We start from the raw sequence: 25,156 nt of genomic DNA, 5'->3' as shown, positions 1-25,156 counted from the left end.
CCCCCGCCCGCTCAGGCGGCGCCGGCGAAGGTGGGAGCGTCGCTCAGCGGCGCGTTCCAGTCCGCCGGACCGGCCTTCTCCCGCGGCACGTCGCCGTCACCGGCGACGAGCTGCTCGAGGTCGCCGGGCAGCCTCGGCTCGGGCAGCACGTCGTGGGGCTGCTGTCCGGGTGCCTGAGCGTCGGCGGCGGACTCGGGAGCGGCGGTCTTGTAGAAGTGGCTCACCCCGCGGCGCAGATCGTGGCCGACGAAGGTCGCCTCGATGTCGTGCGCGACCACCTCCGCGTGCTGGGCGTTGATCCAGGTGCGAGCCGCGAGCCGGCCCTGGACGATCACGGGGTCGCCCTTGCGCAGGGCCATCCCGCAGTTCTCGCCGAGCTGGCGCCAGGCGCTGACGGCGTACCACTGGGTCTCGGCGTCGTGCCACTGGCCGGAGGCCTTGTCGAGGCGGCGCGGGGTGACGCCGATGCGGAAGTTGGCGACGGTGTGCTCGCCGACCTTCTTGACGACCGGGGCGGCGACGACGTGGCCGTGGACGGTGATGTGGGACTCGTTCATGGTGCTCTCCTTGTCAGGTTCATGCGCAGCGTCCGCTGCACGAGAACGAGCATGCGAGCCCGCACCGACAAGACCCGGACCCCCACAGCAGGGCTGTGGAGATCCGGGTCCGGAGGTGGATTGTGGAGAGAAAGTGGACGGGTCAGGCCAGACCGTTGGCCTTCAACCAGTCGGCCGCCACGTCGGCGGCCTTGGGCTTGTCCGAGCCGTTGAAGGTGGTGTTCAGCTCGAGCAGCGCCTGGGTGGACAGCTTGGCCGAGACCGCGTTGAGCACCGCGTCGACATCGGCGTTGTCGTGGTCGCTCCGGATCAGGGGGACGACGTTCTGCGCGGCGATGAGGTGCTGCGGGTCCTCGAGCGTGACCAGCTTGTTCTCGGTGATCGACGGCGTCGTCGAGTAGATGTCCGCGACGTCGACCTTGCCCGAGGTGAGCGCCTTGAGGGTCGCGGGGCCGCCACCGTCGTTGATCGGCGTGAACTTCACTCCGGTGATGCCGTACAGCTTCTCCATGCCGGGGAGGCCGTACGCCCGGGTCTTGAACTCCGGGTTGGCCGCCAGCGAGAGGCCGTCGATGCCCTTGAGGTCGGCGATCGAATGCACGTTGTTCTTCGCCGCGAAGTCAGCGGTGACGTTGAGCGAGTCCTTGTCCTCGGCCGCGGACGGCGTGAGGACCTTGAGGTCGGGCTCCTTGGAGGCCAGCGTGGAGGTGAGGGCCGCCGTGACGTCATCGGGTGCCGTCGCGGAGGCGCTGGGGTCCAGGAAGGTCAGCAGGTTGCCGCTGTACTCCGGGAACAGCGAGATCGAGCCGTCCTTGAGGGCGCCGATGTACGCCTCACGCGCACCGATGTCGAGGTGGGTGGAGGCGTCGATGCCCTTCGCCTTCAGCGCCTGCGCGTAGATCTCGGCAAGGATCTCGCTCTCACCGAAGGAAGCAGAGCCGACCACGATCGGCTTCGCGCCGTTCGCGGAGGCGGTCGTGCTGTCGCCCGAGGACGTGTTGGTCCCGGCGGTGTTGGTCGGGTCACTGCCGCAGGCGGCCAGCGACAGCAGAGCGGTGGCGGCCAGCGCCGGGAGGGCCAAGCGGGTGATCTTCATGGTGTCGGTCCTTTGCTTCATTGGTGACGGTAGAGGGCACGTTGGGTGACGGCGAACAGCCCGTCGAGGATCAGGGCGAGGGCGACGATGACAAGGGAACCCGCAACCATCTGCGGATAGTCCCGGACGGCCAGGCCGTCGATGATGAACCGACCCAGTCCCCCGAGTCCGGGGTACGCCGCGATGGTCGCGGTGGCGATCACCTGGAGCACGGCGGCGCGCACGCCGCCGAGGATGAGCGGCAGCGCGAGCGGGACCTCGACCCGCCCCAGCACCTGCCATTCGGTCATGCCGATCGCGCGGGCCGCATCCGTGGTGGCGCGGTCGACGGACTCCAGGCCGGCGTACGCGCCGGCGAGCAGCGGCGGGATCGCCAGCACGACGAGTGCGACCGTCGGCGGTGTCAGACCGATGCCGCGCCAGATCACCACGAGCGTCAGTAACCCGAGGGTGGGCAGCGCACGCAGTGCGCCGGTCACCGCGATCGCCAGCCCCCTCAGCCGGCCGGTGTGGCCGATCCACAGGCCGAGCGGCAGCGCGATCGCCGAGGCGATCGCCACGGTGAGGGCCGTGTAGCCGAGATGCTGCACGATCCGGTGCGGGAAGCCGTCGTCGCCGTGCCAGTGTGCGCTGGTCGCGAGCCAGTCGAGTCCACCGGAGAACGCGTTCATCGCGCACCCCGCACGCTCAGCCACGGCATCGCGACCCGGCCGAGCAGCACCCAGAGCAGATCGAGGAGAAGTGCCAGCACGACGACGCAGACGATCCCGATGACGATCTCGGTGGCGAAGGAGCGCTGGAAGCCGTCGGTGAAGAGCGAGCCGAGGTTGCTGACCCCGATGAGCGGGGAGATCGTCGCCAGGCTCACCGTCGAGACGGACACCACCCGTACGCCGGCGAGCAGCACCGGGCCGGCGAGCGGGAGCTCGACCTGCACCGCGCGCTGCCACGCCGAGTAGCCCGACGCCCGGGCGGCGTCGACCACGGCCTCGGAGACGCTGCCGAAGCCGTCAGCCGCGGAGCGCACCATCACCGCCACGGCATAGATCGTCAGCACGACGATGACGTTCGTCGGGTCGAGGAAGGTGGTGCCGAGCAGGCTGGGCAGGATCACCAGCAGCGGCAGGGACGGGATCGTGTAGACGACACTCGCGATGCTCACCAGCGCGCTGCCACCGAGTCGCCAGCGGTGCGCGACGTACCCGATCGGGACCGCGAGCACGAAGCCGAGCACCACCGGGACGATCGAGAGCCACAGGTGGCGCCAGGCCAGGCCGCGGATGTCGGTCCAGTTGTCGAGGAACCACCTCACGCCAGGACGCCCGTCGCACGCCCGTCGGCATCCACCACGACCTGTCGTCCGTCGACCTCCTCGATCCGCAGCGTGCGGCGACCGCGGTCCAGGCCGACGAAGCTCCGCACGAAGTCATCCGCGGGCGAGGCCAGGATCTCGGCCGGCGAGCCGACCTGGGCGACCTCGCCGCCCTTCTTGAGGATGACGACCTGGTCGCCGAGGAGGAAGGCCTCCTCGATGTCGTGGGTGACGAAGACGATCGTCTTGCCGAGGTCGTGCTGGAGGCGGACCAGCTCGTGCTGGAGCTCGGCGCGCACGATCGGGTCGACGGCACCGAAGGGCTCGTCCATCAGGAGGATGTTGGGGTCGGCGACGAGCCCACGCGCCACTCCCACGCGCTGCTGCTGACCGCCGGAGAGCTGGGTCGGGTAGCGGCGGGCGAGCACCGGATCGAGCCCCACGCGCTCCAGGGCCTCGAGGGCACGGGTCCGCGCCTCGCGGCGCGCCACTCCTCCGAGCCGCAGCGGCGTGGCGACGTTGTCGACCACGGTCCGGTGTGGCAGCAGGCCGGCGTGCTGCATGACGTAGCCGATGGAGCGGCGCAGCTCGACGGGGTTGCGGGTGGCCACGTCGACGTCGTCGATGAGCACCTGGCCCCTGGACGGATCGACCATCCGGTTGACCATCCGCAGCAGCGTGGTCTTGCCACAGCCGGATGAACCGACCAGGACGGTTGTCGTACGGGAGGGCAGGACGAGACTGAAGTCGCGCACCGCCTCGGCTCCGCCGGGGAAGGTCTTCGCGACGGATCGATACTCGATCATGCAGTCATCATGACGCGTGTGGGACCGCTGCGGGAGTGTCTCGGTGGCTGGGCACGATCTGCTCCACCGCCGTGCCACCCGGTACGACCGGAAGTCCGGCGGCCTCCCAGCCCTTGATCCCGCCCTCGATGTCGGCCGCGGGGATGCCCAGCGAGGCGAGCGAGGCGGCCGCGAGCGAGGAGGTGTAGCCCTCGGTGCAGAGCACGATCCAGCGCTGGCCGTCGCGGGCCGCGTCGATGCGGGCGTCGGAGGCCGGATGCAGGCGCCACTCGAGGTGATTGCGCTCGATGATCACGGCGCCGGGCACCTCGCCGTCGACCGCGCGCTGCCACGCGGGCCGGATGTCGACCAGGCGAGCGCCGTCCTCGGAGATGGCTCGGGCCGCGGCGTCGGGCGTCAGTCGCGTGATGCCCGCGCGGGCCGCGTCGAGCATCTCGTCGACCGTACGGAAGGCGGGCGTGCCGAGCTCGGGGTCGTCGGTCCAGCTGCTGGCGAGCCGCTCAAGGCCGCCGTCGGAGACCTCGTAGAAGTTCATCAGGCTGAGCGGCGGCGAGTACGCGTGCACGCTGACGGCGATCGGACCGGACGTGTTGCGCACGTCGTGGACGTAGTGCTCGCCGAAGGTGACGGTCTCCCCCACGCCGCGCTCGGCGTCCTGGAGCCGGCCCTCGACGGCCGAGCCGGACCACACGGACTCGGTGAGGCTGCCCGCCACGACGGTGAAGGCCCCGGCGGACCCGCCGTGGTCGTGCAGCTCCGTGCCCTGGGACTCCGTCCAGCTGATCAGCCAGACATCGGCCACGTCGTCGCAGTGCAGGCGCACGTGCCAGCGCTCCTCGTCCTCGGCGACGACCTCGTGGCGGCCCTCGCGGACCTCCTCGGCGTAGCGGCGGGTGAGCTCGGCGAGCTCGGCACGGGACAGATGACGCGCGGCGGGGAGTGCGACGACTTCGGCGGACATGCCGCCGACTATATCTCTAGTTAATTGCTAGACAAACATCAACAAAGCGTGTCGGCGCTCACTTGAGGGCGCGGTTGAGCCCCTCACGGTGCCGGGCGTACGCGGCGAGCTCGGCCTGGACCGGCTCGACGACGAGCGTCTGGGAGACGCTGGCGACGGCGTCGCGCAGGCGCTCGTCCGCCGTGGCGGCCCGGGTGCGTGCTGTACCGGCGACCAGGATGCGCCCGATGATCGCGAGCACGATGCCGAGGACGACGGCGCCGATGAGGATCGCGAGGGGCAGCGCGACGCCGGCGACCTTGCGGACGTCGTCGAGACCGCCGGAGACCAGCGCGGCGACCGTCCAGACGCCGCCGCCGATCGCGGCCAGGATCAGCAGCCACTGCAGCAGCCGGAAGAGGTGGGCCCACACCGGGAGCCGGGAGGCGCCCAGGTCGACCGACCCGAGGGCGGCGTCGAGGCGGTCGTTGAGGTCGCCGATCTTGGACACCGAGGCGGCGCGGATCGACTCCTGCCACGGCTCGCCGAGACCGGAGCCGGTCTCGTCCGCCAGTGCCCGCACCTCGCTGTCGACGCGAGCGCGCTGGACGGCGCTCGCCTCCGGCACGGAGGTGCGCGCCGAGCCGGTGAGGAGCTTGCCCTCCGCGCCCAGGTCGAGGTGGAGACGCTTGAGCGGGTCGGGCTTGAGCGCGGAGACCCAGGAGATCAGCGGCCAGCCGGTCGCGCGGCCGGCGCGCAGCCGGGTGGAGCGCTCCACGGCATCGACCACGGTCGGGACGCCCGCGGCCTCGGCGATCGCCTCGTCGAGGCCGTCGATCCGGGCCTGATCGAGCCGCTTGGGCTGGGCGTCGCCGGAGGCCTCGCGCATGCGACCCGCGAGGGTCTTCACGTCGGCCTCGACGCGCGCCTTGGTCGCCTTCTTGTCCGCGACCCGCTTCGCGATCTCCGCGCGCAGCTCAGGGATGCCCCAGCCCAGGCGGGCCGAGACCGCGATGACGGGGACCTTCTGCAGGCCATCGTTGTCGAGCAGGCGGCGCACGTCGGCGATCATCGACTCACGACGCTCCTCCGGCACCTTGTCGATGTGGTTGAGCACCACGACCATGACCTCGTCGTGGGTCTTGAGCGGCTCGAGGTAGCGATCGTGGATCGCGGCGTCGGCGTACTTCTGCGGGTCGAGGACCCAGACGAGCATGTCGGCGAGGGAGACCAGGCGGTCGACCTCGAGGTGGTGGGACAGCTCGGTCGAGTCGTGGTCTGGCAGGTCGAGCAGTACGACGCCGTCGAGCTCGTTGCTCTCGCGACGCGTGTCGAGCATCGAGTCGCGGGTGGTCTGGTGACGGTCCGGGATGCCGAGCCACTCGAGCAGCTCGCGGGCGCCGTTGGCGCCCCACACGCACGCCGTGGCCCACGAGGTGGTCGGGCGGCGCACCCCCACAGCGGAGAGCTCCAAACCGGTCAGCGCGTTGAACGTCGAGGACTTGCCCGAGCCGGTCGCGCCGGCGATACCGACCACGGTGTGCTCCGAGGAGAGCTTCATCCGGCCGACGGCACGCTCGGCGATGCCACGGGCCTCGCTGACCAGGCCGTCGTCGAGCCGACCCTGGGCGGCGTCGGCCGCCTCGGCGAGCCCGCTCAGGCGGTCGCTGATGTCGGCTCCCAACGTCTGCGGCAGCTGGACTCCATCGAGCGACGACATGCTTCCCCTTCAGCGGTCGGTGCGGACGCGGCCAACACTAGTGGCCGAGACGCTCAATCGGTCAGTCGTTGCTCCACTCGAGCAGAGTCGGACGGACGCGGCGCGCGCTCAGTCCGCGTTGCGCTGCGTGGCGTACCGCACGTCGTCCACGCCGCGGGCCGCCTGGCGCAGCCGGTCGGGAGCGGCCGGGTCGACGGTCAGGACGTCGAGGACGCCGGTGTAGCGGCCCTCCTCCTCGTCCAGCAGGGCGTCGACACGCAGCTCCAGCGCGGTGCGGGCGCGGTGGGCGAGGTCGCGGACGGCCTGGTCGCCGAAGACCGCCTCGAGCAGCTTCTGCCCCACCACCGCGGTACCGCCGGCGATGCCGACCTCGGCCCCGGTGAGCCCGGCCGTGTTGGCGAAGGTGACGACCATCAGCGCGACACCGAGACCGTTGACGCCGTACGCGAGGACGCGAGCCATCGACTTCTTGTCCTCGCCCTCGGTGCGCACCATCTCCAGCACGTCGTGCTGCCAGTCGCGCACGGCCCGCTCGGCCTTGCTGCGCAGGGCGCGGCTGGCGCGGCCGAGGTCGCCGGGCGCGTCCGCGAGGAGCCCGCGTCCGGCCTCGGTCTGCTGCCAGGCCGACTCGGCGCGCTCGGCGGCCGCCTCGGCATGCTCGAGGATGAGCAGCTCGAGGCCGGACTCGACCGCGACGCTGACCCGGTCGGCCTGCTGCGGCTTGCCCTTGAGGGCGCCGACCATCCGGTCGCGCAGCTTGCCGACCTTGTTCTCGAGCGACTTGAGCAGCTCGCCGGTGCCGACGTACTCCTGCCAGCGGGCGAGGACCTCGCCGCGCAGCAGGGTCCCGTCGGCGGTGGCGGCCATGATGTCGGTGCGGGCGCGGGCGTACGCCGACTCGGCGTCGCTGCGCAGCCGCACCAGCGCGTCGGCCTGCTGAGCGGCGGCGTCGGCGACGGGGTGGACGTTGAAGGTCAGGGCACGGACGGCGCCGTCGAGGGTCTGGGCGACGACCGCCTGGCGCGCCGACACGTCGTCGGCGAGCATGTCGAGCCAGCCACGGACCTCGGCGACGTGCGCCGCGGGCAGCAGGCCGTCGTCGGAGACCTGGCCCTCGTGCACGATGAAGAGCGGCGAGTCCTTGAGACCGCGAGCGGCGAGCATCCTGGCCAGGTGGGTGGCGACCGTCTGCACCGCGTCGGCGGGCGTACGGTCCAGGACGACCGCGACGGCGGTGGAGCGCTCGGCGGCGGCCTTGAGGAACTCCCACGGCACCTGGTCGGCGTAGCGGGCGGCCGAGGTCACGAAGATCCACAGGTCGGCGGCGGCGAGCAGCTGGGCGGCGAGCAGACGGTTCTGCTCCTCGACGGAGTCCACGTCGGGCGCGTCGAGGATCGCCAGACCGGCGGGGATGTTGTCGGACGCGACCAGCTGGAGCGCCTTGGGGTCGTCGGTGGCGTGCTCGACGCGCTTGAGGTCGGGAAGCAGCCGGTCCTGGCCGAACCAGCCGGCGTCGGCCGGGTTGTGCACCAGCACGGGAGAGCGCGTCGTCGGACGCAGCAGACCAGGCGCCGTGACGCGTCGCCCGACCAGCGAGTTGACCAGGGTCGACTTCCCGGCGCCGGTGGAGCCGCCGACGACCGCGAGCAGCGGTGCGTCGATGGTCATCATCCGCGGGATGACGTAGTCCTCGAGCTGGTCCACGAGCACGGCATGGGAGCGTCGCTGCTCCTCGGCGCCAGCGACGTCGAGGGGAAGCGCGATGTCCTGCAGCGCCTGGTGGAGACGGACCAGGGCCGCCACCATCCGGTCGCTGTCGAACGCACCGTCGACTGTCATCTCGTGGGCACCACCTGTCCGGGGAAGGCGATCCGTGGCCGGACCGCACCGATTCGCGCGACGTACTCCTGCCCGCGGGCCGCGAAATTGGGTGGCGGAGTGCCACGCAAGAACCGCGAGTGCAGGAAGCCGAGCTCGATCGCTGCTTGTTGATAATCCCGCATCGCCTGCTCACCGGTGGGACCGCCCCACCTGCGGGCGTAGGCGCGGGCGCTGCGCCGGGCCCTCAGATCGACCACCCAGCCGATGTCGGTGGCGGGCAACAGACCCCGGCGAGCAGCGTCGCCGAGGGCCAGGGCGAGCATCCGCTGCTCGGCGCGTCGCGCCCAGACCGCGATCGCGGCCAGGCCACCGACGGCGGGCAGCATGATCATCACGTAGACGACGATGACACCTCCGAAGCCGAAGATGGTGGCGGCGTTCCACGTGCCGTGCGCGAGGACGGCGACGGCGTACCCGGCGAGTGGCGCCAGCCAACGCACCGCGCGGGACCGGGAGCCGACGGCGATCCCGACGCCGATCCCGGTGAACGCGGTGAAGAGCGGGTGGGCGAACGGGCTGAACAGGCACCGCACGACGAAGGTCGACGCGAGCCCCTGCATCCCGCCGGGGCCCATCCCGGCGGTGCCGTTGTAGGCGGCGGCCAGGTAGAGGATGTTCTCGACGAACGCGAAGCCGATGCCGAGCATGCCGGCGTACACGATGCCGTCGAGGATGCCGTCGAGCTCGTCGCGGCGCCACCACAGCAGCATCACCAGGAAGAAGCCCTTGCAGGCCTCCTCGATGACGGGGGCCAGGACCGCGAGCTGCGTCTCGTCACGCACCCCGGTGACCAGGCCGCCGACACCCTCGAGGACGAGGGCGACCAAGCAGGCGACGAAGGCGCCCCACGCCAGGGCGAGGGCGAGCAGCCCGCGCGGCTCGGGCTCGTAGCGGTCGAGCCACAGGAAGCAGAGCACCAGCGGAACGACCGGGACGCTGGCCAGCACGACCGCGAGCACGACGTGGGTCGGGGCGCCGGAGACGGCGACGAGGATGAGCACCGGGATCGCCGCCAGCGCGACGAGCACGCTGACCACGATCATGAACGCGCGGTTGCGCGGTGGTTTCACCCCCATGCGGCGCAGCCTATCGGTGCAGGTCGCGCCCGGTGTATCGACACGTAGCATTGGTCGGGTGACTGACGAGACGGTGACGACGACGGAGCGCGCACACCCGGAGGACGGCACCCGTCCGCACGACGACAAGGTGCCCGAGGCCTGGCGCACGTTCATGAGTACGGGCTGGGGCCCGCGCTCGCTCGACGTGCCGCCCCATCCGGTGGCTCCCTACGCCGCCGATCGCCGGGCGCGCCTGGCCGCGGCCTTCCCGGGCGAGCGGCTGGTGATCCCCGCCGGCAGTCCCAAGGTGCGCGCGAACGACACCGACTACCGCTTCCGTGCCGAGACCGCGCACGTCCATCTCAGCGGCAACCAGACCTCGGACGCGACGCTGGTGATCGAGCCGGACGGCTCCGCGGCGCTCTACGCCCGTCCGTCGGCGGGCAGCGACACCGAGGAGTTCTTCCGCAACGCGCACTACGGCGAGCTGTGGGTGGGCCGCCGCCCGTCGCTCGACGAGCTCTCGGAGTCCCTCGGCCTCGAGGTGCGCCACGTCGACGGCCTCGAGGCAGCGCTGCAGGGCTCGACGCCGACGCGGACGCTGGGCGCCGACGAGGAGCTCGACCGGGTCGCCAGCGAGCTGCGGCTGGCCAAGGATGCCTGGGAGATCGCCGAGCTGCAGGAGGCCTGCGACATCACCGCGGCGGGCTTCGAGGACTGCGTCGCGGACTGGGCCAACGCCGTGAGGTACGGCGAGCGCTGGATCGAGGGCACCTTCTTCCGCCGCGCCCGCGCCCAGGGCAACGACCTCGGCTACGACTCGATCGTCGGCGGCGGGGGGCATGCCACGACGCTGCACTGGACCGACAACACCGGCCCCATCACCCCCGGCGACCTGGTCCTGCTCGACATGGGCGTCGAGGGCCGCAACCTCTACACCGCCGACGTCACCCGCACCCTGCCCATCTCGGGGCGCTACTCGCCGTTGCAGCGCGACCTCTACGCACTGGTCCTGCAGGCGCAGACGGCGGGCATCGACGCGGTGAAGCCGGGCGCCGGCTTCCGTGACCCGCACCGGGCCGCGATGTCGGTGCTGGCGCACGGGCTGGACGATCTCGGGCTCCTGCCGGTCTCGGTCGACGAGGCGCTCTCGGAGGAGAACCGCACGTACGCCCGCTGGACGCTGCATGGCACCTCGCACATGCTCGGTCTGGACGTGCACGACTGCGCGAAGGCCGGTGAGGCCGCCTACGGCAAGGAGTCGACGCTGGAGGAGGGCTACGTGCTCACCGTCGAGCCGGGGCTCTACTTCCAGGACAACGACCTGCTGGTGCCCGAGGAGCTGCGCGGCATCGGGATCCGGATCGAGGACGACATCGTCGTCACCGCCGACGGCGCGCTCAACCTGAGCGCGGCGCTCCCCCGGACGCCCGAGGACGTCGAGTCCTGGATGGGCCGCTACCTCTAGCGGATCCTCGGCGCGGCGCGCCCGTCCGCGACTACAGCTCGGTCCAGGTGATCGTCGGCAGCCCGAACTGGGCGGCGACGAGGTTCCACGCGGTGGCGGTCTTCTGCTTGGCGCCGTGCGAGGCCGAGCTGAGCCGGACGGCCCTGGCCTCGAGCTCGTCGCCGCCGCGACAGACCTCGCGGAACCTCGGCCCGTGGTGCTTGCGGTGGTGCGGGACCTTCACGCGGACCGTGTGACGCGATTCGCCCCAGGCGACATAGGCCCGGTCGGCGTCGCCCGCGGCCCGGGCTGCGGCACTGAGGTCGGCGACCGCGGCGCCACCGCCGGGCAGCAGCCCGACCTCGAGCCCGGCGGCCTGCTCGACCAGCCGATCGCGCGAGCCGGCCGCGTCGGCGAAGGTCTGGATCGCCTGCTCGATGTGGTCGCAGCGCTGCAGCTGTCCGGCGGCCACGGCGATGCGCTGCTTGTCGCTGGCCGACTGGGAGATCAGCGCGTAGAGCGCCTTGGCCTGGGCCATGGCCTGCGGATCGGCCGCAGCCCTCGCGGTGTGTCGGCCGGACGGCGCGTCGCCCGGGGCCGTCGGCTCGGACGAGCCGGTGCGCACGCTCGTCGGCACGGTGGCGTCCTCGTCGACGAGCGTGCCGAGCCCGTACGAGACCGCGCCGACCGCGACTGCGGCCACGGCGATCCAGCCCCAGAAACGGGCACGCTTGCGCCGCGGGGAGGGATGGGTGCCGCCGTGCCGCACATGCGGGAGGGCGGGCTGCGCGGGTGTCGGGACCGGGTGGACCTCGCGCACAGCGGTCCGCTCCGCCGGCGACTCCGTGGCGCGCTCGAACGGCAGCGTGGCCGTGCCCGACGGCGCGACCTGGGCACCGCATGCCGTGCAGAACAGGTCGTCGGCCCCGAGAAGGTGGCCACAGGTGGTGCAGAACAGCTGGTCCACGACCGCAGAGTATGCGACCGAGCGAGTGGCAGCGCGAGCGAGGTACGAGCTCAGGCGCTGGCCGCGAGGGAGGAAGCACCGGGCGCAGCCCGGCTGCGACCCAGGGATCGCCAGCTGGTCGTGGCTACTCCGCGAGGTCGAGCGCGAGTCCCTGGCGAGCCAGGCTCGCGAGCATCGTCGGCCCGGGCACCGGCATGCCCAGCAGGTAGCCCTGGGCCTCGTCGAAGCCCAGTTCACGGACCAGCCGCAGCTGCTCGATCGTCTCGATCCCCTCGGCCACGCTGATCGCGTTGAGCGCGCTGAGCAGCTGGACGAGGTGGCGCAGCACCACGATCCGGCGCTCGTCGTGGTCGATGAGGAGCTGACGGTCGATCTTCACGACCTCCCAGGCGCGGCTGCTGATGAAGCTCAGCCGCGAGGACCCGGAGCCGCAGTCGTCGATGGCCAGCGAGACCTGGCCGTTGGTCAGGATGGTCGCGCCCGCCTCGTACCGCGGGAGCCACTGGTCGGCGCCGCGCTCGGTGATCTCGGCGACCACCTCGATGTCCGCGGGCCAGTCGAGCTCGGCGAGCCACTCCAACAGCGGCTCGGCCTCCCGGAGCTGGGAGAGCTCGAGGTTGAGGTGGATCTTGAGCGGGTCACGGACCAGCGCCCGTACGGTCACCATGGTCGACCGGGCGTCCTCGATGATGCGGCGGGTGAGCAGGTCCAGCAGACCGTGCCTCTCAGCGGCCTCGACCAGGGCGACCGGCGAGATGGCGCCGATGTCCGGGTGCTGGGCGCGGAGGAGCGCCTCCCAGCCCACGATCCGCTCCCGCTTCACGTCGATGATCGGCTGGTAGGCCGTGGCGACCCCGCCGTGCTCGAGAACCCAGGTCAGGACACCCCAGCTCAGCGGTCCGCTCGGGCCGCGCTCCGACTGAGCATCGCCCTCGGCGCGCTGCACCGGGACGACGACGGCTGCCGGGTCTGTAGCCGTCACCTCGTGGTTCACCTCGCCTCATTCGGCCCCAGGATGGGAGACCTGAGACACATGGGACAGAATGATGCACGCCCAGCCCTCGTAGCTCAATGGATAGAGCGTCCGGTTTCTACCCGGCTGGTTGCGGGTTCGACTCCTGCCGAGGGCGCTCCGTCTCGTCGCCGACCACGCGAGCGAGGAACGAGCTCTCGTGCCGTCCGCGACCGCGGAAGTCAGCCGCGCAGCGTTTACGCTCTCGCCGTGTCTGGTTCTCGTCCCACTGTGTTGAGCTACTTCTCCGACGACCCGACCCGGGTCTACCAACTGCTGCAGTGGCTGCCGGTGCTGGAGCTGCTCGACGAGACCCATCCGGTCGGCATCGTGCTGCGGGAGCCGGACACCGCCGCGATCGTGCGCGAGCAGACGCGGCTCCCGGTCTTCGTGGCCGTCGAGTTCCACACCCTGAGCGAGCTGTTCTCCGAGCTGGACGCCAAGGTGGTGCTCTACTGCAACAACGGGATGCGCAACTTCAACGCCCTGCTCAACTCGCGGATGATGCACGTGCACATCAACCACGGCGAGTCCGACAAGATGTCGATGGTCTCCAACAACGCCAAGGCGTACGACCGGGTCTTCGTCGCCGGCGAGGCGGCCGTCCAGCGTCACCGCGGCGCGCTGATGGAGCTCGACGAGGCCAAGCTCGTCCGGATCGGACGACCGCAGCTCGACCTGCGCCCCGAGCCGATCCTGCCCGCCTCGGAACGGCCCACCGTCCTGTACGCCCCCACCTGGGAGGGCGACGCCGACTACAACTGCTACACCTCCGTGGACGCCTTCGGCCCGCAGATCGTGCGCTCGCTGCTCGCCGCGCCGGGCACTCGCGTTGTCTACAAGCCTCACCCCAAGGTGACCACCAGCGAGGACCCGACGGTCGCCGCCGGGCACCGCGAGATCGTGCGGCTCCTCGAGGAGGCAGCCGCGGCCGAGCCCGAGGCCGGCCACCAGGCGATCCTGGGCGGGGACATCCTGGCCGTGTTCGCACGCTGCGACGCGATGGTCACCGACGTCTCCTCGGTCGGCCTCGACTGGCTCTACCTGCGCACCGAGGCGCCGCTCCTGCTCACCGACCGCTGGGAGGACCGCGAGCGGCTGACCGCCGACGCCCCCATCAGCCGGGTCGCCGACGTGGTCGACTCGACCAATCTGGCGGGCCTGACGGAGCTCGTCGCTGCCCGCCTCGCCCACGACGAGCACCGCGACGCCCGTACGGCCATGCGCGGGCACTACTTCGACGACCTCGTCGTCGGCGAGAGCACCGAGCGGTTCTTCGGCGCCGTCACGGAGCTGGTGGAGCTGCGCGACAAGCTGCTCGGGGAGCAGGGTCGCCTCTAAGGGGCGATGACCTCGCGGCGACCGTCGGCCCAGACCACGACGCCGGTCGAGCCGCGACCGCTCAGCCATGCGGCCGCCTCGCCGTCCAGAGCGAAGGCGGCGGTGGCGTCGAGGTCGGCCCGGACCAGGTCCTCGGCGACCACCGTGACCGAGGCGACCCGCGTCGGGACCCGGCCCGTCCGGGCGTCGGTGATGTGCGCGCCGCGGTGGGCGAGCCCGGAGGTGGCCACGGCGCCGTTGCGGACCGGGACCACCGCGGCCACGGCGGCGACGTCATGCGGGTCCTCGACGCCCACCCGCCACGGCACGGACTCGGCGCCGGCGGCGCAGACCATGTCGCCGCCCGCGGAGAGGCAGAAGTCGGTTCCGGCGAGCAGCCGCAGTGGCCGCGCGGCCCGCTCCACCGCCCAGCCCTTCACCACGCCGCTCGGATCGAGATGGAACGTGCCCGACGCATCACCACGGCGTACGTCGAACGCGCCGCCCGAGTCCTGACGCCACCGCTCCCCCAGCGCGAGCACCTCCAAGAGCTCGGGCGGGCAGGTGGCCAGCGTGATCTCACCGCGGTCGAGCCGCGAGACATGGGAGTCCGCGCGGTAGGTGGAGAAGACCCGGTCGACGTCGTGGAGGGTCGCCATCGCCTCGGCCCAGGCGTCGAGGGCACGGGCGTCGGCGGTGTGGCGTCCGCGCAGGGCGAGACTGATCGGCATCCCCATCACGTGCTCGACGTACCGCTGCACGGGTCGCTCGGCCACGACGGCGGACATCACAGGCCCGCCTTGTCGAGGGCGCTCTGCAGCGAGCGCAGGTAGCCGTCGCTGGTCACGGTGGCGCCGCTGATCATGTCGATGCTCGCGCTCTGCGCGCTGATCGTCTCCTGCACGAGCTGGGGCAGCGCGAACGAGTTGATCTGGGCGTCGCGACCGTTGCCGTTCGGGTAGACCGGAACTGCGACGGACGTGATCGAGCCGCCCGTGATCGTCAGCTCGACCTGGACCGGTCCCCACTGGGTCTGCTCCTGGTCCCCGGTGACCACGGTCTTCGTTGACGGCACCGCCGTCGCCGACCTCGTCGCCTTCGGCGCGGACGGCGTGGACGGCGTCGACCGGGGGGTCGTGTCCGACGACTCGGTCGTCGTCGCCGGCGTGACGGCGGGCAGCGCCGCGGTGGTCCCCGGCCCCTCGGTCGAGGTGCGATAGCCGAAGAGCAGCACCACGACCGTCACCGTCGACAGTGCTCCGAACACGATGCGCCTCGCGCCACGGTCCAACCCGTTCACCATCCGAACGCCTCCTCATGCCACTGCTCCCTCGGCAGACCGGCCTGCTCGGCCGCCGCCCTGACCGCCGCCGTCCAGGCCGGCGGGCCACACACGTACACATCGCGCTCCACGAGGTCACCGACCCAGCCGAGCAGCACCTGGGCGTCGGAGTAGCCGTCGTACCCCTCGCCCACCCACGAGCCGTCGCCGCGCCGCGCCCCCGGCAGGGGCACGACGTGCAGCCCGCGTGCCGACGAGAGCCGGGCGAGCTCGTGGGCGAAGAGCCGGTCGGTGCGATAGCGCTCCAGCAGCACGGCCTCGCCAGGGGCGTAGTCGAGGCCCTCGGCCAGGGCGCGCAGCGGCGCCATCCCCACCCCGGCACCGATGAGCGCCACCTTGCGCCGCGTCCGCGCTCGCGACGTGAGTCGCCCGTACGGACCCTCGACCAGCACCCGCTGGCCCGGACGGAGGGCGGCGACCGACGCACTGCCGTCGCCGTCGCGCTGCACCGTGATCCGCAGCGCGTGCGCGGTGGGCGCCGCCGACAGCGAGAACGGGTTCGCCCGGGTCCAGCCCGCCCGCCCGAGGAAGCGCCAGGTCAGGTACTGCCCGGGCTGCACGCCGAGCCGGTCGAGCCGCCGGCCGGAGAGGTGGACCGACAGGACGCCGGGACCCTCCGGCACCACGGCGGTGACCCGCACCTGGTGCCGAACGGTCCGGGCCACCGGCGCCAGCACGCGGTAGACGATCACGAGCGCGGCCACCATCGCCCAGGCCGCCCACCAGATCCAGGTCGCCCGCGGCCGGGCCAGGAACTCCTGTCCGGTCCATAGCTGATGCGGCAGCGCGAGTCCGGCGCCCAGGTAGCCGTAGAGGTGCAGCAGGTGCCACGACTCGTAGCGCAGCCGGCGTCGCGCGGCCCTGATCGAGGTGGCGACGACCAGCACCAGCATCAGCGTGCCGGCCACGGCGAGCAGCATGCCGGGGTAGTTCCAGGTCAGGTCCCAGAGCGTGCCGGGGGTCGCGGCGAGCCGTCCGGCCGCGTACGCCCAGGTGATGAGCGCGACGTGGGCCACGATCAGGTCGAACGAGGTGAACCCGACGATGCGGTGGATGCCGACCAGCCGGTCCTGCCCGTACGCCCGCTCGATCAGCGGCACTCGCGCCATCAGGAGCACCTGGACCAGGAGGAGCGCCGAGCCGACCAGCCCGCTGAGGCGCCCGGTCGACATCAGCACGTCGGTGAGTGATCCGCCGAGGTCGCGGATGCCGCCGCCCGCGGCCCACCAGTAGGCGACCAGGAGCAGGGTCAGCCAGAGCGCGGCGACCAGCGCGGTCCGCGTCAGCGCATCGCGACGTGCATGACGTCCGTACGCCGAGGGGATCACTGCTGCCATAGGAGCAGCCTCCTCGCCGAACCTGATCCCCGCCTGGGGACTTCGTTGAGGAACTGGTGAGAGCCTCAGGCCCGCGCTGACCCCTCGGAGGCGTGCGCGTCGATCTCGCCGAGGATCCGGGTCTTCACGTCGTCCGGGGCGAAGGAGGCCCGTACGCCGGCGCGCGCCAGGTCCGCGACGCCGTTCTCGTCGAGTCCGAGGAGATCGGCGGCGATCTCGTACTCGGCGTTCAGGGTGGTGCCGAACATCGGCGGGTCGTCGGAGTTGATGGTCACCGTCACGCCGGCGTCGACGAAGGCGCGCAGCGGGTGCTCCTCGAGGCGGGTCACCGCGCGGGTGGCGATGTTGGAGCTGGGGCAGACCTCGAGCGGGATCCCCGACTCGGCCAGCCGGGCGAGCAGCGCCGGATCCTGGGCGGCGGAGGTGCCGTGCCCGATCCGCTCGGCGTGCAGCAGCTCGATCGCGTCCCAGATGGTCTGAGGCCCGGTCGTCTCCCCGGCATGGGGGATGCAGTGCAGCCCCGCGTCACGCGCGGCGGTGAAGTGCGGGGCGAACTGTGGTCGCGGCACCCCGATCTCCGGCCCGCCGAGCCCGAAGCCGACCAGAGCGTCGGTCCGGTGGTCGAGCGCGTACGACAGTGTCGCGTCGGCGGCCGGGACGCCCAGCTCACCGGGGATGTCGTAGATCCAGCGCAGCACCAGCCCGAAGTCGCGCTCGGCCGCCACCCGGGCGTCCTCGATCGCCTCGGTGTACGCCTCGATCGGGATCCCGACCAGCACCGAGGTGTGCGGGGTGCAGGTCAGCTCGGCGTACCGCAGACCCTGCCCCGATGCCATCTCGCGGGCGATCTCGTAGGTGAGGTAGCGGATGTCCTCGGGCGTACGGATGATGTCGACGACCGCGAGGTAGACGTCGATGAAGTGTGCGAAGTCGCGGAACGTGAAGAACTCGCGCAGCGCGGCGAGATCCGCCGGCACACCTGCGGCCGGATGGCGGGCGGCGAGCTCGGCGACGATCCGCGGCGAGGCCGATCCGACGTGGTGGACGTGGAGCTCGGCCTTCGGCAGGCCTGCGATGAATTCCTTCACCCGGCGCAGGCTAGTCCTCTTCAGCCTCTCCTCATGCGGACGTCCTAGCATGCGTTTCATGACCAGCACGGGGAACAACGGCCCGCAGGACGGATCGCAGAGCAGGAGCCAGGCGAAGGCCTCGCGTCGCGAGCAGATGCGCCAGGAGATGCTGCGCCAGCAGGCCGCGGCCCGGCGCAAGGCCCAGCTCAAGACGGCCGGGGGCGTCGCGCTGGTGGTCGTCGTCATCGCCGCGATCATCGTCGCCGTCGTGCTCAACACGCGCGGCAACGACACGAAGGCCCCGTCGGGCCCCGTCGCCAGCGATGTCGTCGCCGCGGTCACCGGCGTCCCCTCCTCGACCATCGACGCGGTCGGTGCGGGCACCTCGAACAACCCCCCGGTCGCGGTCAAGAGCCCGACGCCGCTGACGGCCGACGGCAAGCCGCGCGTGCTGTACGTCGGCGGCGAGTTCTGCCCCTACTGCGCGGCCGAGCGCTGGTCGGTGGTCAACGCGCTGTCCCGGTTCGGCACGTTCAGCAACCTGGGCCAGACCTCCTCCTCCTCGGCCGATGTCTACCCGGACACCGCGACGCTGAGCTTCCACGGCGCCTCGTACACCAGCGACTACCTCTCCTTCACCGGCGCCGAGCTCACCGACCGCGACCACAACCCGCTGGACACCCTGTCCGCCGAGGACGAGAGCACGGTCGGCACGCTCAACCCGAAGGGCAGCATCCCGTTCATCGTGTACGGCGGGAAGTTCACCACCTCGGGGGCCGGCTACGACCCGCAGGTGCTGCAGGGCAAGTCCCACCAGCAGATCGCCGACGCGCTGAAGGACCCGAGCAGCGACATCACCAAGGCGATCGTCGGCCAGGCCAACCAGATCACCGCCGCCCTGTGCCAGCTCACGGACCAGAAGCCGGCCGACGTGTGCGGCGCGGCAGGCGTGAAGGCCGCGGCCTGATGGCTGCCGGGCGCGACGTGCCGCCCCCGCCGGTCGAGCCGGACGCGGACGCGTCCGATGCCGAGTGGCAGGCCTTCACCCAGGCGTCACTGGACCACGAGCGGCGGTACGGCACCGGACGCATCCTCGGCAGCTGGCTGATCGTCGCGGGGCTGATCGGGCTCTATGCCGCCTGCGCGCTCACGCTCGACAAGATCTCGTACTGGCAGCAGATCGCCCAGGGCCACACCCCGACGCTGTCGTGCGCCATCAACACCGTGGTCAACTGCGGCAACGTCATCAACACCCCGCAGGCCTCGATCTTCGGTGACTTCCCCAACCCGCTGATCGGCATCCTGGCCTGGCCCGTCGTCATCGGCTTCGGGGTGCTGCTCCTGTCGGGGGTGAGTCCCCGGGCGTGGCACTGGGTCGGCCTGCAGGTCGGCGTCACCGGGGCGATCGTGATGGTGACGTGGCTCCAGTTCGAGACGACGTACCGGATCAACGCGCTGTGCCCCTGGTGCATGGTCACCTGGGCGGTGACGATCCCGACGTTCTGGGCCGTCACCGGGCGCAACCTGCGGGTGCACGCGTACGGGAACCGGCTCGCCCGGCTCGTCTACGACGTGGTGCCGGTGTGGATCGTGCTGCACTACGCGATCGTGTTCACGCTCGTGCAGGTGCACTTCGGATCCCGGCTCTGGTCCTGATCCGGCGGCGGGCACAGGCGCGCTGCACGGGCCGGCTCACTCGTGCTGTCGCCGGCTCGATCGTCTAGGGTGCTCCGGTGTCTACCACTGATCGCCTTGTCTGGATCGACTGCGAGATGACCGGCCTGTCGCTACAGGCCGACGCTCTGATCGAGGTCGCCGTGCTCGTCACCGACTTCGACCTCAACGTCATCGGCGAGGGCATCGACATCGTGATCAAGCCCCCGGCCGAGGCCCTGGAGCAGATGGACGACTTCGTCCGCAACATGCACACGGTCTCCGCCCTCCTGCCCGAGCTCGAGCACGGCGTGACGCTGGCCGAAGCCGAGGCGCAGGTTCTCGCCTACGTGCAGGAGCAGTGCGGCAAGGATGCCCGTCCGCCGCTTGCCGGCAACAGCATCGGCACCGACCGCGCGTTCCTCGCCCGGGACATGCCGACCCTCGAGGGCTGGCTGCACTACCGCAACGTCGACGTCTCCACGATCAAGGAGCTGTCGCGCCGCTGGTTCCCACGGACGTACTTCCAGGCGCCGGCCAAGCGTGGCAACCACCGCGCGCTCGCCGACATCCAGGAGTCGATCGAGGAGCTGCGCTACTACCGCGAGGCCGTCTTCGTGCCGGTGCCGGGCCTCGACAGCGAGTCCGCCAAGGCGATCGCGGAGAAGCACGGCGGCTCGATCACGGGCCTGTCCGGCGATACCGATTCCACAAGCGGGAGCTGATTCCCCTATAGTTCCGGTCGTTGCGCTGACCTCGGTCAGGGCCGCATGGTGGGTGTAGCTCAGTTGGTAGAGCCCCGGCTTGTGGTGCCGGTTGTCGCGGGTTCAAGTCCCGTCATCCACCCCACGAAGAAGCCCCGCTGGTCGCAGACCAGCGGGGCTTCTTGCTGCTCCCGTCACGACCGATCCTCGCGATGTGAGAATTATCTGACTAAAGTCAGAGATATGCACTCCGACGTCGCCGCGATCGTCCGCCGCTTCAACCGCAGCTACACCCAGCGCATCGGCGCACTGGACGACTCGTTCCTCGGCATGGGCCTGCCGCTCGGCACGGCGCGCCTGCTCTTCGAGATCGGCGCCGAGCCGGGCAGCGTCCAGGAGCTGCGCGCGCGACTCGGGCTCGACTCGGGCTACCTGAGTCGCCTGCTGCGCCGGCTCGAGCAGGAAGCGCTCGTCACGCTCAGCCCCGACCCGCAGGACCGGCGCCGGCGCCGGGTCGAGCTCACCGCCGCAGGCCGAGCAGCCTGGGACGACCTGGAACGCCGCTCCGAGGAGCGAGCCCATCTCCTGGTCGATCCCCTCACCCCGCGCCAGCAGCAGCGGCTCGCCGACGCATTGGCGACCGCTGACCTGCTCGTACGTGCGGCGACCGTCTCGCTCGAGCCGGTCGACCCGATGTCACCACCGGCCCAGCAGGCGATGGGCGCGTACTTCGCCGAGCTCGACGCCCGCTTCCCCCACGGCTTCGACGCGGGCAGCCAGAGCACCAAGGACGCCGAGCTGCTGAGCCCGCCCAACGGGATCTTCGTGGTGGCGGTTAGCGACGGCACGCCGGTCGCCTGCGGCGGCGTGCAGACGCAGCACCAGATGATGGGGCCCGGCACCGACGCCGTGGCGTACGGCGAGATCAAGCGGATGTGGGTGCACGACGGCTGGCGCGGCGCCGGTCTCGGCTCCCGACTGCTGCGCCACCTCGAGGCTGCCGCGTCCGAGCTCGGCCACGACATCGTCCGGCTCGACACGAACGACGCGCTCGTCGAGGCGATCGCGATGTATCAGCGGGCCGGCTACGCGGAGATCGAGCGCTACAACGACAACCCGTACGCACGACACTTCTTCGAGAAGCGGCTCTGAGCCCGGCGTGAGCCCTCAGGACGACCCCCGATTTCGCACGTCCCCGGCCCGCTGGTAATGTTCTCGTCGTTGCAGCGAGCGCCTAGCGCAAGCGAAAACGATGCGCCTCTAGCTCAATTGGCAGAGCAGCTGACTCTTAATCAGCGGGTTCACGGTTCAAGTCCGTGGAGGCGTACCGAGTGAAGAGCCCCTGACCCGGGAAACCGGGCCAGGGGCTCTTTCGTCGTCCATAGTGGACGCATGGGGCGTCGCCTCTCGGTGATCGGGGCAGGTCGGTCGATGAGCAGCGCGACATCAGCTGCTCCCTGAGCCTGTAGTCGCCGGCCGCCGCGCGGCGTATCGTCGAAAGACACCCGTCCGCGAGGAGGCGACCGCGATGTCGGTCATCGAGAACACCATCGTCATCCAGTGCAAGCCGGAGGAGGCGTTCGAGGCGCTCCAAGGCCTCGTGCACGACCCCGGCGCGGAGATCACCGAGCTCGAGCCACCCCGTCACCTGGTCGAGACCATGCACGACGCGATCGACACCACGATCAGCTACAACGTGCACTCCGCCTACGACGGCACCCGGCTCACCAGCGTGCTGGCCACCCATCCGCACGGGCTGCAGCGGCTGATGGCGCCGATGCGCGTGCGGAAGATGCGCCAGCACGAGGAGCAGAAGCTCGCCGCGCTGCGGATGAGCCTGGAGCAGCCGCCCCCGATGTGACGCGACGCGGCATGCTGGGGGCATGGACCTCTCCGATGCCCTCACGGTCGCCCGCGGCCGCACCCAGGCCGTGCTCACCACCATCAAGCGCGACGGCAAGCCGCAGCTGTCCAACGTCGGGCACACCGTCGGCGACGACGGGCTGATCCGCGTCTCGATCACGGCGACGCGGGCGAAGTACCACAACCTCGTCCGCACGCCGTGGGCCGCGCTGCACGTCAACGGAGCGGACTTCTGGTCGTACGCCGTGCTGGAGTGCGACGCCGAGCTGACCGCTGTCGCTCAGGACCCCCACGACGCCACCGCGGACGAGCTGGTCGCGGTCTTCACCGCGATCGCCGGCAAGGAGCACCCCGACTGGGAGGAGTACCGCCGCGCGATGGTCACGGATCAGCGGGTGGTGCTGCGGCTGCGGCCCCAGCGGGCGTACGGCCTCCTCAGCGAGTCCTAGCTCAGAGGTAGAGCCCGGTCGAGTCGTCCGCGACCCGGTCGGCGGCGACGGCGTGGACGTCGCGCTCACGCATCACGATGTAGACCTCGCCGGCGACCTCGACCTCGGCCTTGTCCTCGGCGTCGAAGAGGACCCGGTCGCCGACCTCGATGGCGCGCGCGTGCGGGCCGACCGCGATGACGCGCGACCAGGTGAGCCTTCGGGCGCCCATCGCCGCGGTCGCGGGGATGACGATGCCACCGGTGGAGCGGCGCTCCCCCGCGTCCCGGTCGAGCTCCACGAGGACCCGATCGTGGAGCATCTTGATCGGTGTCTTGCTGGAGGTCACGAGCGCTTGGCGAGCTTTCGCAGGGCGACGAAGAGGACGACCGTGACGAGGATGCCGCCCGCGGTCTTGCCGATGTTGGCCGTGTTCGGCTGTCCGGTCTGCGGATCGACGTAGACGGCCTTCACCGCTGCCGCCTGCCGTGAGGCGATCGTCTTGGGGTTAGCGCGGTACACCAGCTGGTCGATCGTGCCGGAGAGACGCTCGCGCGTCTCCTCGATCTCACGCTCGAGGGCGGAGTTGCGGTCTGCCTTGGCCATGCGACACAAGATAACGGACGGGTAGGTTGGCGCCTATGAGCCGTCTTGCCGCAGGTGACATCGCCCCCGACTTCAGCCTCCCCGACGACACCGGCGAGACCGTCTCGCTGTACGACCTGCGCGGCCGCAAGGTGATCGTCTACTTCTACCCCGCCGCGATGACGCCGGGCTGCACGAAGCAGGCCTGCGACTTCACCGACTCGCTGGCCTCCCTGCAGGCCGCCGGCTACGAGGTCATCGGCATCTCGCCGGACAAGCCGGAGAAGCTGGCGAAGTTCCGCGAGCGCGACGCTCTCACCATCCGGCTGCTGTCGGACGCCGACAAGACCGTGATGCAGTCCTACGGCGCGTTCGGCGAGAAGAAGCTGTACGGCAAGGTCGTCGAGGGCGTCATCCGCTCCACGATCGTGATCGACGAGGAGGGCAGGGTCGAGCTCGCGCAGTACAACGTGAAGGCCACCGGCCACGTCGCCAAGCTGCGCCGCGACCTCAAGCTCGACGCCTGATCCGGTGATCCTCGAGCACGCCCTGCTGCCCGTGCGCCCCGGCCGGGAGGCCGCCTTCGAGACGGCGATGGCCGAGGCGCTGCCGATCATCCGACGCCAGCCGGGCTGTCTGCGTGCGGAGGTCTCGCGGTGCGTCGAGCAGGCGTCGACCTATCTCCTGCTCGCGGAATGGGACTCGGTCGAGGCGCACGAGGACGGCTTCCGCAGGTCCGAGGACTACCAGGAGTGGCGCGCGCTGCTGCACCACTTCTACGACCCGTTCCCGACGGTCCTGCACTTCGAGCCACGTGAGCTCTCCCTAGACTGACGCCGCGCGCTCGTAGTCCAACGGTAGAGACAGCGGCTTTAGGTGCCGTCCAGTGTGGGTTCGAATCCCACCGAGCGCACGTGACGACGTTCGTGCTCGCCTCCCAGTCCCCCGCTCGCCTGCAGACCCTGCGCAACGCCGGGATCGAGCCGACGGTGATCGTCAGCGGCGTGGACGAGAGCGTGCTCGACGGCCTTCCCCCGCGCCCGATCGCGCTCGGCCTGGCCCAGCTCAAGGCCCGCGCGGTGGCCGAACGCGACGACTGCCCGAAGGACGCGCTCGTCCTCGGCTGCGACTCGGTCCTCGAGCTCGACGCCCCCGGCTACCGGGATCTCCCGCTCGGCAAGCCGCACACGCCCGAGGAGGCGACCCGGCGCTGGCAGGCGATGCGTGGCCGCAGCGGGGTGCTGGTCTCCGGCCACGCCGTGATCGACACCGCCACCGGGCGCGAGGAGAGTGCGTACGCCACCACGACGGTGCACTTCGCCGACCTCTCGGACGAGGAGATCACCGCGTACGTCGCGACCGGCGAGCCGCTGCAGGTCGCCGGTGCCTTCACCGTCGACGGACTCGGCGGCGCGTTCGTCAGCGGCATCGAGGGCGACCATCACAACGTGGTGGGCGTCAGCCTGCCGCTCGTGCGCGACCTGGTCAGCTCACTCGGTCACTCGTGGACGGCGCTCTGGACCCGTCCCGATGCTCATCCGACGACCCAGGCTCCGCCTCGCTGAGCGCGTGCGGGTCGTCGTAGACCTCGATGTAGTGGATCGGCCGCCTGAAGACGAAGCGGCGGAACAGGTAGAACCGCGCCACCTGGGAGATCAGCAGCCCGACCACGTTGCCGGACAGGTTGTCGGCCAGGCCGCTGGTGTAGCCGAGCCCGTGCCGGCTCACCCAGAGGCAGCCGACCGGGATCGTGACCATCGTGAGGATGTTGATGATCGCGTACGAGAGGAAGCCCTCACCCGGCTGCCGCTCGGAGCGCTCCTTGAAGGTCCAGCGCCGCGAGAGCTCGTACGAGACGAGCATGCCGACGCCGTGCGAGACGATGTAGGAGAGCGTGATGTGCCGGTGCAGCGGCGACCACAGGCCCTGCGGCTCGTAGGCGAGCCAGTTGTAGAGCAGCACCGCGACCAGGGTGGCGATGGCACCGACCGCCATGAACCGGCTGGCCTCGCCAGCGATCCTTCTCCACCTCGACACGGCCGCAAGCGTAGGCGACGA

Annotated in this window: 29 protein-coding genes and 4 tRNA genes; 15 read left to right on the top strand and 18 right to left on the bottom strand. The window is 71.0% G+C overall.

Going from position 1 to position 25,156, the window contains the following annotated elements:
* Positions 1 to 11 precede the first annotated feature (11 nt).
* From KSO98_RS12060 to KSO98_RS12020, 9 genes are all read right to left on the bottom strand, one after another.
* Positions 12 to 557 carry a single-stranded DNA-binding protein gene (locus tag KSO98_RS12060; protein ID WP_225285849.1) on the bottom strand — a complete coding sequence of 182 codons (546 nt, stop codon included), beginning with the start codon at positions 555 to 557 and terminating at the stop codon, positions 12 to 14.
* Between the two features lie 142 nt (positions 558 to 699).
* Positions 700 to 1,653, bottom strand: coding sequence for an ABC transporter substrate-binding protein (locus KSO98_RS12055; protein WP_225285848.1), 954 nt, complete (start codon positions 1,651 to 1,653; stop codon positions 700 to 702).
* Positions 1,654 to 1,670: 17 nt separating this feature from the next.
* The gene (locus tag KSO98_RS12050; protein WP_225285847.1) at positions 1,671 to 2,324 is read right to left on the bottom strand and encodes an ABC transporter permease; all 654 of its coding nucleotides are present in this window, start codon (positions 2,322 to 2,324) and stop codon (positions 1,671 to 1,673) included.
* Positions 2,321 to 2,965, bottom strand: a complete 645-nt coding sequence (locus tag KSO98_RS12045) for an ABC transporter permease (RefSeq protein WP_225285846.1) — start codon at positions 2,963 to 2,965, stop codon at positions 2,321 to 2,323. The genes KSO98_RS12050 and KSO98_RS12045 overlap by 4 nt, the downstream gene beginning before the upstream one ends.
* Positions 2,962 to 3,771 (bottom strand): ABC transporter ATP-binding protein, encoded by an 810-nt coding sequence (locus KSO98_RS12040; RefSeq protein WP_225285845.1) that lies wholly within the window; start codon positions 3,769 to 3,771, stop codon positions 2,962 to 2,964. Before KSO98_RS12040 ends, KSO98_RS12045 begins: the two co-directional genes overlap by 4 nt.
* A gap of 7 nt (positions 3,772 to 3,778) precedes the next feature.
* On the bottom strand, positions 3,779 to 4,732 hold the full coding sequence (locus tag KSO98_RS12035; protein ID WP_225285844.1) for a rhodanese-like domain-containing protein: 954 nt from the start codon (positions 4,730 to 4,732) through the stop codon (positions 3,779 to 3,781).
* Positions 4,733 to 4,790: 58 nt separating this feature from the next.
* A complete protein-coding gene (locus KSO98_RS12030; protein ID WP_225285843.1) occupies positions 4,791 to 6,431 on the bottom strand; it encodes a YfjP family GTPase in 1,641 nt (546 codons plus the stop codon).
* A gap of 108 nt (positions 6,432 to 6,539) precedes the next feature.
* The gene (locus KSO98_RS12025; RefSeq protein ID WP_225285842.1) at positions 6,540 to 8,270 is read right to left on the bottom strand and encodes a GTPase family protein; all 1,731 of its coding nucleotides are present in this window, start codon (positions 8,268 to 8,270) and stop codon (positions 6,540 to 6,542) included.
* The gene (locus KSO98_RS12020) at positions 8,267 to 9,388 is read right to left on the bottom strand and encodes a PrsW family intramembrane metalloprotease (RefSeq protein ID WP_225285841.1); all 1,122 of its coding nucleotides are present in this window, start codon (positions 9,386 to 9,388) and stop codon (positions 8,267 to 8,269) included. Before KSO98_RS12020 ends, KSO98_RS12025 begins: the two co-directional genes overlap by 4 nt.
* A 58-nt stretch (positions 9,389 to 9,446) precedes the next feature.
* Here KSO98_RS12020 and KSO98_RS12015 point away from each other — a divergent pair, with 58 nt between their 5' ends.
* On the top strand, positions 9,447 to 10,838 hold the full coding sequence (locus KSO98_RS12015; RefSeq protein ID WP_225285840.1) for an aminopeptidase P family protein: 1,392 nt from the start codon (positions 9,447 to 9,449) through the stop codon (positions 10,836 to 10,838).
* Positions 10,839 to 10,869: 31 nt separating this feature from the next.
* Here the strand turns inward: KSO98_RS12015 and KSO98_RS12010 are convergent, their stop codons facing one another.
* Both KSO98_RS12010 and KSO98_RS12005 read right to left on the bottom strand, forming a co-directional pair.
* Complete coding sequence (locus KSO98_RS12010; protein WP_225285838.1) at positions 10,870 to 11,784, bottom strand: zinc ribbon domain-containing protein; 915 nt, start codon at positions 11,782 to 11,784, stop codon at positions 10,870 to 10,872.
* A 124-nt stretch (positions 11,785 to 11,908) separates the two neighbouring features.
* On the bottom strand, positions 11,909 to 12,778 hold the full coding sequence (locus KSO98_RS12005; protein ID WP_225285836.1) for an EAL domain-containing protein: 870 nt from the start codon (positions 12,776 to 12,778) through the stop codon (positions 11,909 to 11,911).
* Between the two features lie 63 nt (positions 12,779 to 12,841).
* Between KSO98_RS12005 and KSO98_RS12000 the strand changes: the two genes are divergently transcribed.
* A tRNA-Arg gene (locus tag KSO98_RS12000) sits at positions 12,842 to 12,914 on the top strand.
* A gap of 92 nt (positions 12,915 to 13,006) precedes the next feature.
* Positions 13,007 to 14,137, top strand: a complete 1,131-nt coding sequence (locus tag KSO98_RS18925) for a CDP-glycerol glycerophosphotransferase family protein (protein WP_225285835.1) — start codon at positions 13,007 to 13,009, stop codon at positions 14,135 to 14,137.
* Here KSO98_RS18925 and KSO98_RS11990 read toward each other — a convergent pair.
* The 4 genes from KSO98_RS11990 to KSO98_RS11975 form a co-directional block, all read right to left on the bottom strand.
* On the bottom strand, positions 14,134 to 14,904 hold the full coding sequence (locus tag KSO98_RS11990) for an FAD:protein FMN transferase (protein WP_225285834.1): 771 nt from the start codon (positions 14,902 to 14,904) through the stop codon (positions 14,134 to 14,136). The genes KSO98_RS18925 and KSO98_RS11990 overlap by 4 nt on opposite strands.
* Positions 14,904 to 15,383 (bottom strand): FMN-binding protein, encoded by a 480-nt coding sequence (locus KSO98_RS11985; protein ID WP_225285833.1) that lies wholly within the window; start codon positions 15,381 to 15,383, stop codon positions 14,904 to 14,906. Before KSO98_RS11985 ends, KSO98_RS11990 begins: the two co-directional genes overlap by 1 nt.
* 29 nt (positions 15,384 to 15,412) lie before the next feature.
* Entirely contained in the window at positions 15,413 to 16,795 is a 1,383-nt protein-coding gene (locus KSO98_RS11980) for a ferredoxin reductase family protein (protein WP_225285832.1), read from the bottom strand.
* A 65-nt stretch (positions 16,796 to 16,860) separates the two neighbouring features.
* Entirely contained in the window at positions 16,861 to 17,883 is a 1,023-nt protein-coding gene (locus KSO98_RS11975; protein ID WP_308012759.1) for an adenosine deaminase, read from the bottom strand.
* A 58-nt stretch (positions 17,884 to 17,941) separates the two neighbouring features.
* On the opposite strand from KSO98_RS11975, the gene KSO98_RS11970 reads away from it, so the two are divergent.
* The 8 genes from KSO98_RS11970 (at position 17,942) to KSO98_RS11935 (ending at position 22,534) form a co-directional block, all read left to right on the top strand.
* A complete protein-coding gene (locus KSO98_RS11970; protein WP_225285831.1) occupies positions 17,942 to 18,832 on the top strand; it encodes a DUF929 family protein in 891 nt (296 codons plus the stop codon).
* Positions 18,832 to 19,521, top strand: coding sequence for a vitamin K epoxide reductase family protein (locus KSO98_RS11965; RefSeq protein WP_225285830.1), 690 nt, complete (start codon positions 18,832 to 18,834; stop codon positions 19,519 to 19,521). Before KSO98_RS11970 ends, KSO98_RS11965 begins: the two co-directional genes overlap by 1 nt.
* A gap of 77 nt (positions 19,522 to 19,598) precedes the next feature.
* Positions 19,599 to 20,243, top strand: coding sequence for an oligoribonuclease (gene orn / locus KSO98_RS11960; protein ID WP_225285829.1), 645 nt, complete (start codon positions 19,599 to 19,601; stop codon positions 20,241 to 20,243).
* 48 nt (positions 20,244 to 20,291) lie between these two features.
* A tRNA-His gene (locus KSO98_RS11955) sits at positions 20,292 to 20,367 on the top strand.
* 98 nt (positions 20,368 to 20,465) lie between these two features.
* A complete protein-coding gene (locus KSO98_RS11950; protein ID WP_225285828.1) occupies positions 20,466 to 21,374 on the top strand; it encodes a bifunctional helix-turn-helix transcriptional regulator/GNAT family N-acetyltransferase in 909 nt (302 codons plus the stop codon).
* A 102-nt stretch (positions 21,375 to 21,476) separates the two neighbouring features.
* Positions 21,477 to 21,549, top strand: a tRNA-Lys gene (locus KSO98_RS11945).
* A gap of 201 nt (positions 21,550 to 21,750) precedes the next feature.
* Positions 21,751 to 22,083 carry an SRPBCC family protein gene (locus KSO98_RS11940; protein ID WP_225285826.1) on the top strand — a complete coding sequence of 111 codons (333 nt, stop codon included), beginning with the start codon at positions 21,751 to 21,753 and terminating at the stop codon, positions 22,081 to 22,083.
* Positions 22,084 to 22,105: 22 nt separating this feature from the next.
* A complete protein-coding gene (locus tag KSO98_RS11935) occupies positions 22,106 to 22,534 on the top strand; it encodes a PPOX class F420-dependent oxidoreductase (protein ID WP_225285824.1) in 429 nt (142 codons plus the stop codon).
* A gap of 1 nt (position 22,535) precedes the next feature.
* Here the strand turns inward: KSO98_RS11935 and KSO98_RS11930 are convergent, their stop codons facing one another.
* Entirely contained in the window at positions 22,536 to 22,862 is a 327-nt protein-coding gene (locus KSO98_RS11930) for a GroES family chaperonin (RefSeq protein ID WP_443680814.1), read from the bottom strand.
* The gene (locus KSO98_RS11925) at positions 22,859 to 23,119 is read right to left on the bottom strand and encodes a DUF3618 domain-containing protein (protein WP_225285823.1); all 261 of its coding nucleotides are present in this window, start codon (positions 23,117 to 23,119) and stop codon (positions 22,859 to 22,861) included. The genes KSO98_RS11930 and KSO98_RS11925 overlap by 4 nt, the downstream gene beginning before the upstream one ends.
* A gap of 35 nt (positions 23,120 to 23,154) precedes the next feature.
* Here KSO98_RS11925 and bcp point away from each other — a divergent pair, with 35 nt between their 5' ends.
* The 4 genes from bcp to KSO98_RS11905 all read left to right on the top strand — a co-directional run bounded on the left by bcp (position 23,155) and on the right by KSO98_RS11905 (position 24,663).
* Positions 23,155 to 23,625 carry a thioredoxin-dependent thiol peroxidase gene (bcp, locus tag KSO98_RS11920; protein ID WP_225285821.1) on the top strand — a complete coding sequence of 157 codons (471 nt, stop codon included), beginning with the start codon at positions 23,155 to 23,157 and terminating at the stop codon, positions 23,623 to 23,625.
* Positions 23,626 to 23,629: 4 nt separating this feature from the next.
* Complete coding sequence (locus tag KSO98_RS11915; RefSeq protein ID WP_225285819.1) at positions 23,630 to 23,932, top strand: antibiotic biosynthesis monooxygenase family protein; 303 nt, start codon at positions 23,630 to 23,632, stop codon at positions 23,930 to 23,932.
* A gap of 6 nt (positions 23,933 to 23,938) precedes the next feature.
* Positions 23,939 to 24,011, top strand: a tRNA-Leu gene (locus KSO98_RS11910).
* A 1-nt stretch (position 24,012) separates the two neighbouring features.
* On the top strand, positions 24,013 to 24,663 hold the full coding sequence (locus KSO98_RS11905) for a Maf family protein (RefSeq protein ID WP_225285818.1): 651 nt from the start codon (positions 24,013 to 24,015) through the stop codon (positions 24,661 to 24,663).
* On the opposite strand, the gene KSO98_RS11900 is transcribed toward KSO98_RS11905, so the two are convergent.
* Complete coding sequence (locus tag KSO98_RS11900; RefSeq protein ID WP_225285817.1) at positions 24,584 to 25,135, bottom strand: GtrA family protein; 552 nt, start codon at positions 25,133 to 25,135, stop codon at positions 24,584 to 24,586. The two genes, KSO98_RS11905 and KSO98_RS11900, sit on opposite strands and share 80 nt — an antisense overlap.
* Positions 25,136 to 25,156 lie beyond the last annotated feature (21 nt).

The organism is Nocardioides nematodiphilus (genome assembly GCF_020216525.1).
GTDB lineage: Bacteria > Actinomycetota > Actinomycetes > Propionibacteriales > Nocardioidaceae > Nocardioides > Nocardioides nematodiphilus.
This window is presented reverse-complemented; position numbering and strand designations above follow the sequence as displayed.

What these genes read in the sequence shown, in the direction of transcription:
- KSO98_RS12040 (WP_225285845.1), bottom strand. Translation starts at nt 3,771, where the DNA reads ATGATCGAGTATCGATCCGTCGCGAAGACCTTCCCCGGCGGAGCCGAG.
- bcp (WP_225285821.1), top strand. Translation starts at nt 23,155, where the DNA reads ATGAGCCGTCTTGCCGCAGGTGACATCGCCCCCGACTTCAGCCTCCCC.
- KSO98_RS11925 (WP_225285823.1), bottom strand. Translation starts at nt 23,119, where the DNA reads ATGGCCAAGGCAGACCGCAACTCCGCCCTCGAGCGTGAGATCGAGGAG.
- KSO98_RS11935 (WP_225285824.1), top strand. Translation starts at nt 22,106, where the DNA reads ATGGACCTCTCCGATGCCCTCACGGTCGCCCGCGGCCGCACCCAGGCC.
- KSO98_RS11990 (WP_225285834.1), bottom strand. Translation starts at nt 14,904, where the DNA reads ATGTCCGCCGTCGTGGCCGAGCGACCCGTGCAGCGGTACGTCGAGCAC.
- KSO98_RS11950 (WP_225285828.1), top strand. Translation starts at nt 20,466, where the DNA reads ATGCACTCCGACGTCGCCGCGATCGTCCGCCGCTTCAACCGCAGCTAC.
- KSO98_RS12025 (WP_225285842.1), bottom strand. Translation starts at nt 8,270, where the DNA reads ATGACAGTCGACGGTGCGTTCGACAGCGACCGGATGGTGGCGGCCCTG.
- KSO98_RS12020 (WP_225285841.1), bottom strand. Translation starts at nt 9,388, where the DNA reads ATGGGGGTGAAACCACCGCGCAACCGCGCGTTCATGATCGTGGTCAGC.
- KSO98_RS11970 (WP_225285831.1), top strand. Translation starts at nt 17,942, where the DNA reads ATGACCAGCACGGGGAACAACGGCCCGCAGGACGGATCGCAGAGCAGG.
- KSO98_RS12035 (WP_225285844.1), bottom strand. Translation starts at nt 4,732, where the DNA reads ATGTCCGCCGAAGTCGTCGCACTCCCCGCCGCGCGTCATCTGTCCCGT.
- KSO98_RS12050 (WP_225285847.1), bottom strand. Translation starts at nt 2,324, where the DNA reads ATGAACGCGTTCTCCGGTGGACTCGACTGGCTCGCGACCAGCGCACAC.
- KSO98_RS12030 (WP_225285843.1), bottom strand. Translation starts at nt 6,431, where the DNA reads ATGTCGTCGCTCGATGGAGTCCAGCTGCCGCAGACGTTGGGAGCCGAC.
- KSO98_RS11940 (WP_225285826.1), top strand. Translation starts at nt 21,751, where the DNA reads ATGTCGGTCATCGAGAACACCATCGTCATCCAGTGCAAGCCGGAGGAG.
- KSO98_RS11965 (WP_225285830.1), top strand. Translation starts at nt 18,832, where the DNA reads ATGGCTGCCGGGCGCGACGTGCCGCCCCCGCCGGTCGAGCCGGACGCG.
- KSO98_RS12060 (WP_225285849.1), bottom strand. Translation starts at nt 557, where the DNA reads ATGAACGAGTCCCACATCACCGTCCACGGCCACGTCGTCGCCGCCCCG.
- KSO98_RS12055 (WP_225285848.1), bottom strand. Translation starts at nt 1,653, where the DNA reads ATGAAGATCACCCGCTTGGCCCTCCCGGCGCTGGCCGCCACCGCTCTG.
- KSO98_RS11980 (WP_225285832.1), bottom strand. Translation starts at nt 16,795, where the DNA reads ATGGCAGCAGTGATCCCCTCGGCGTACGGACGTCATGCACGTCGCGAT.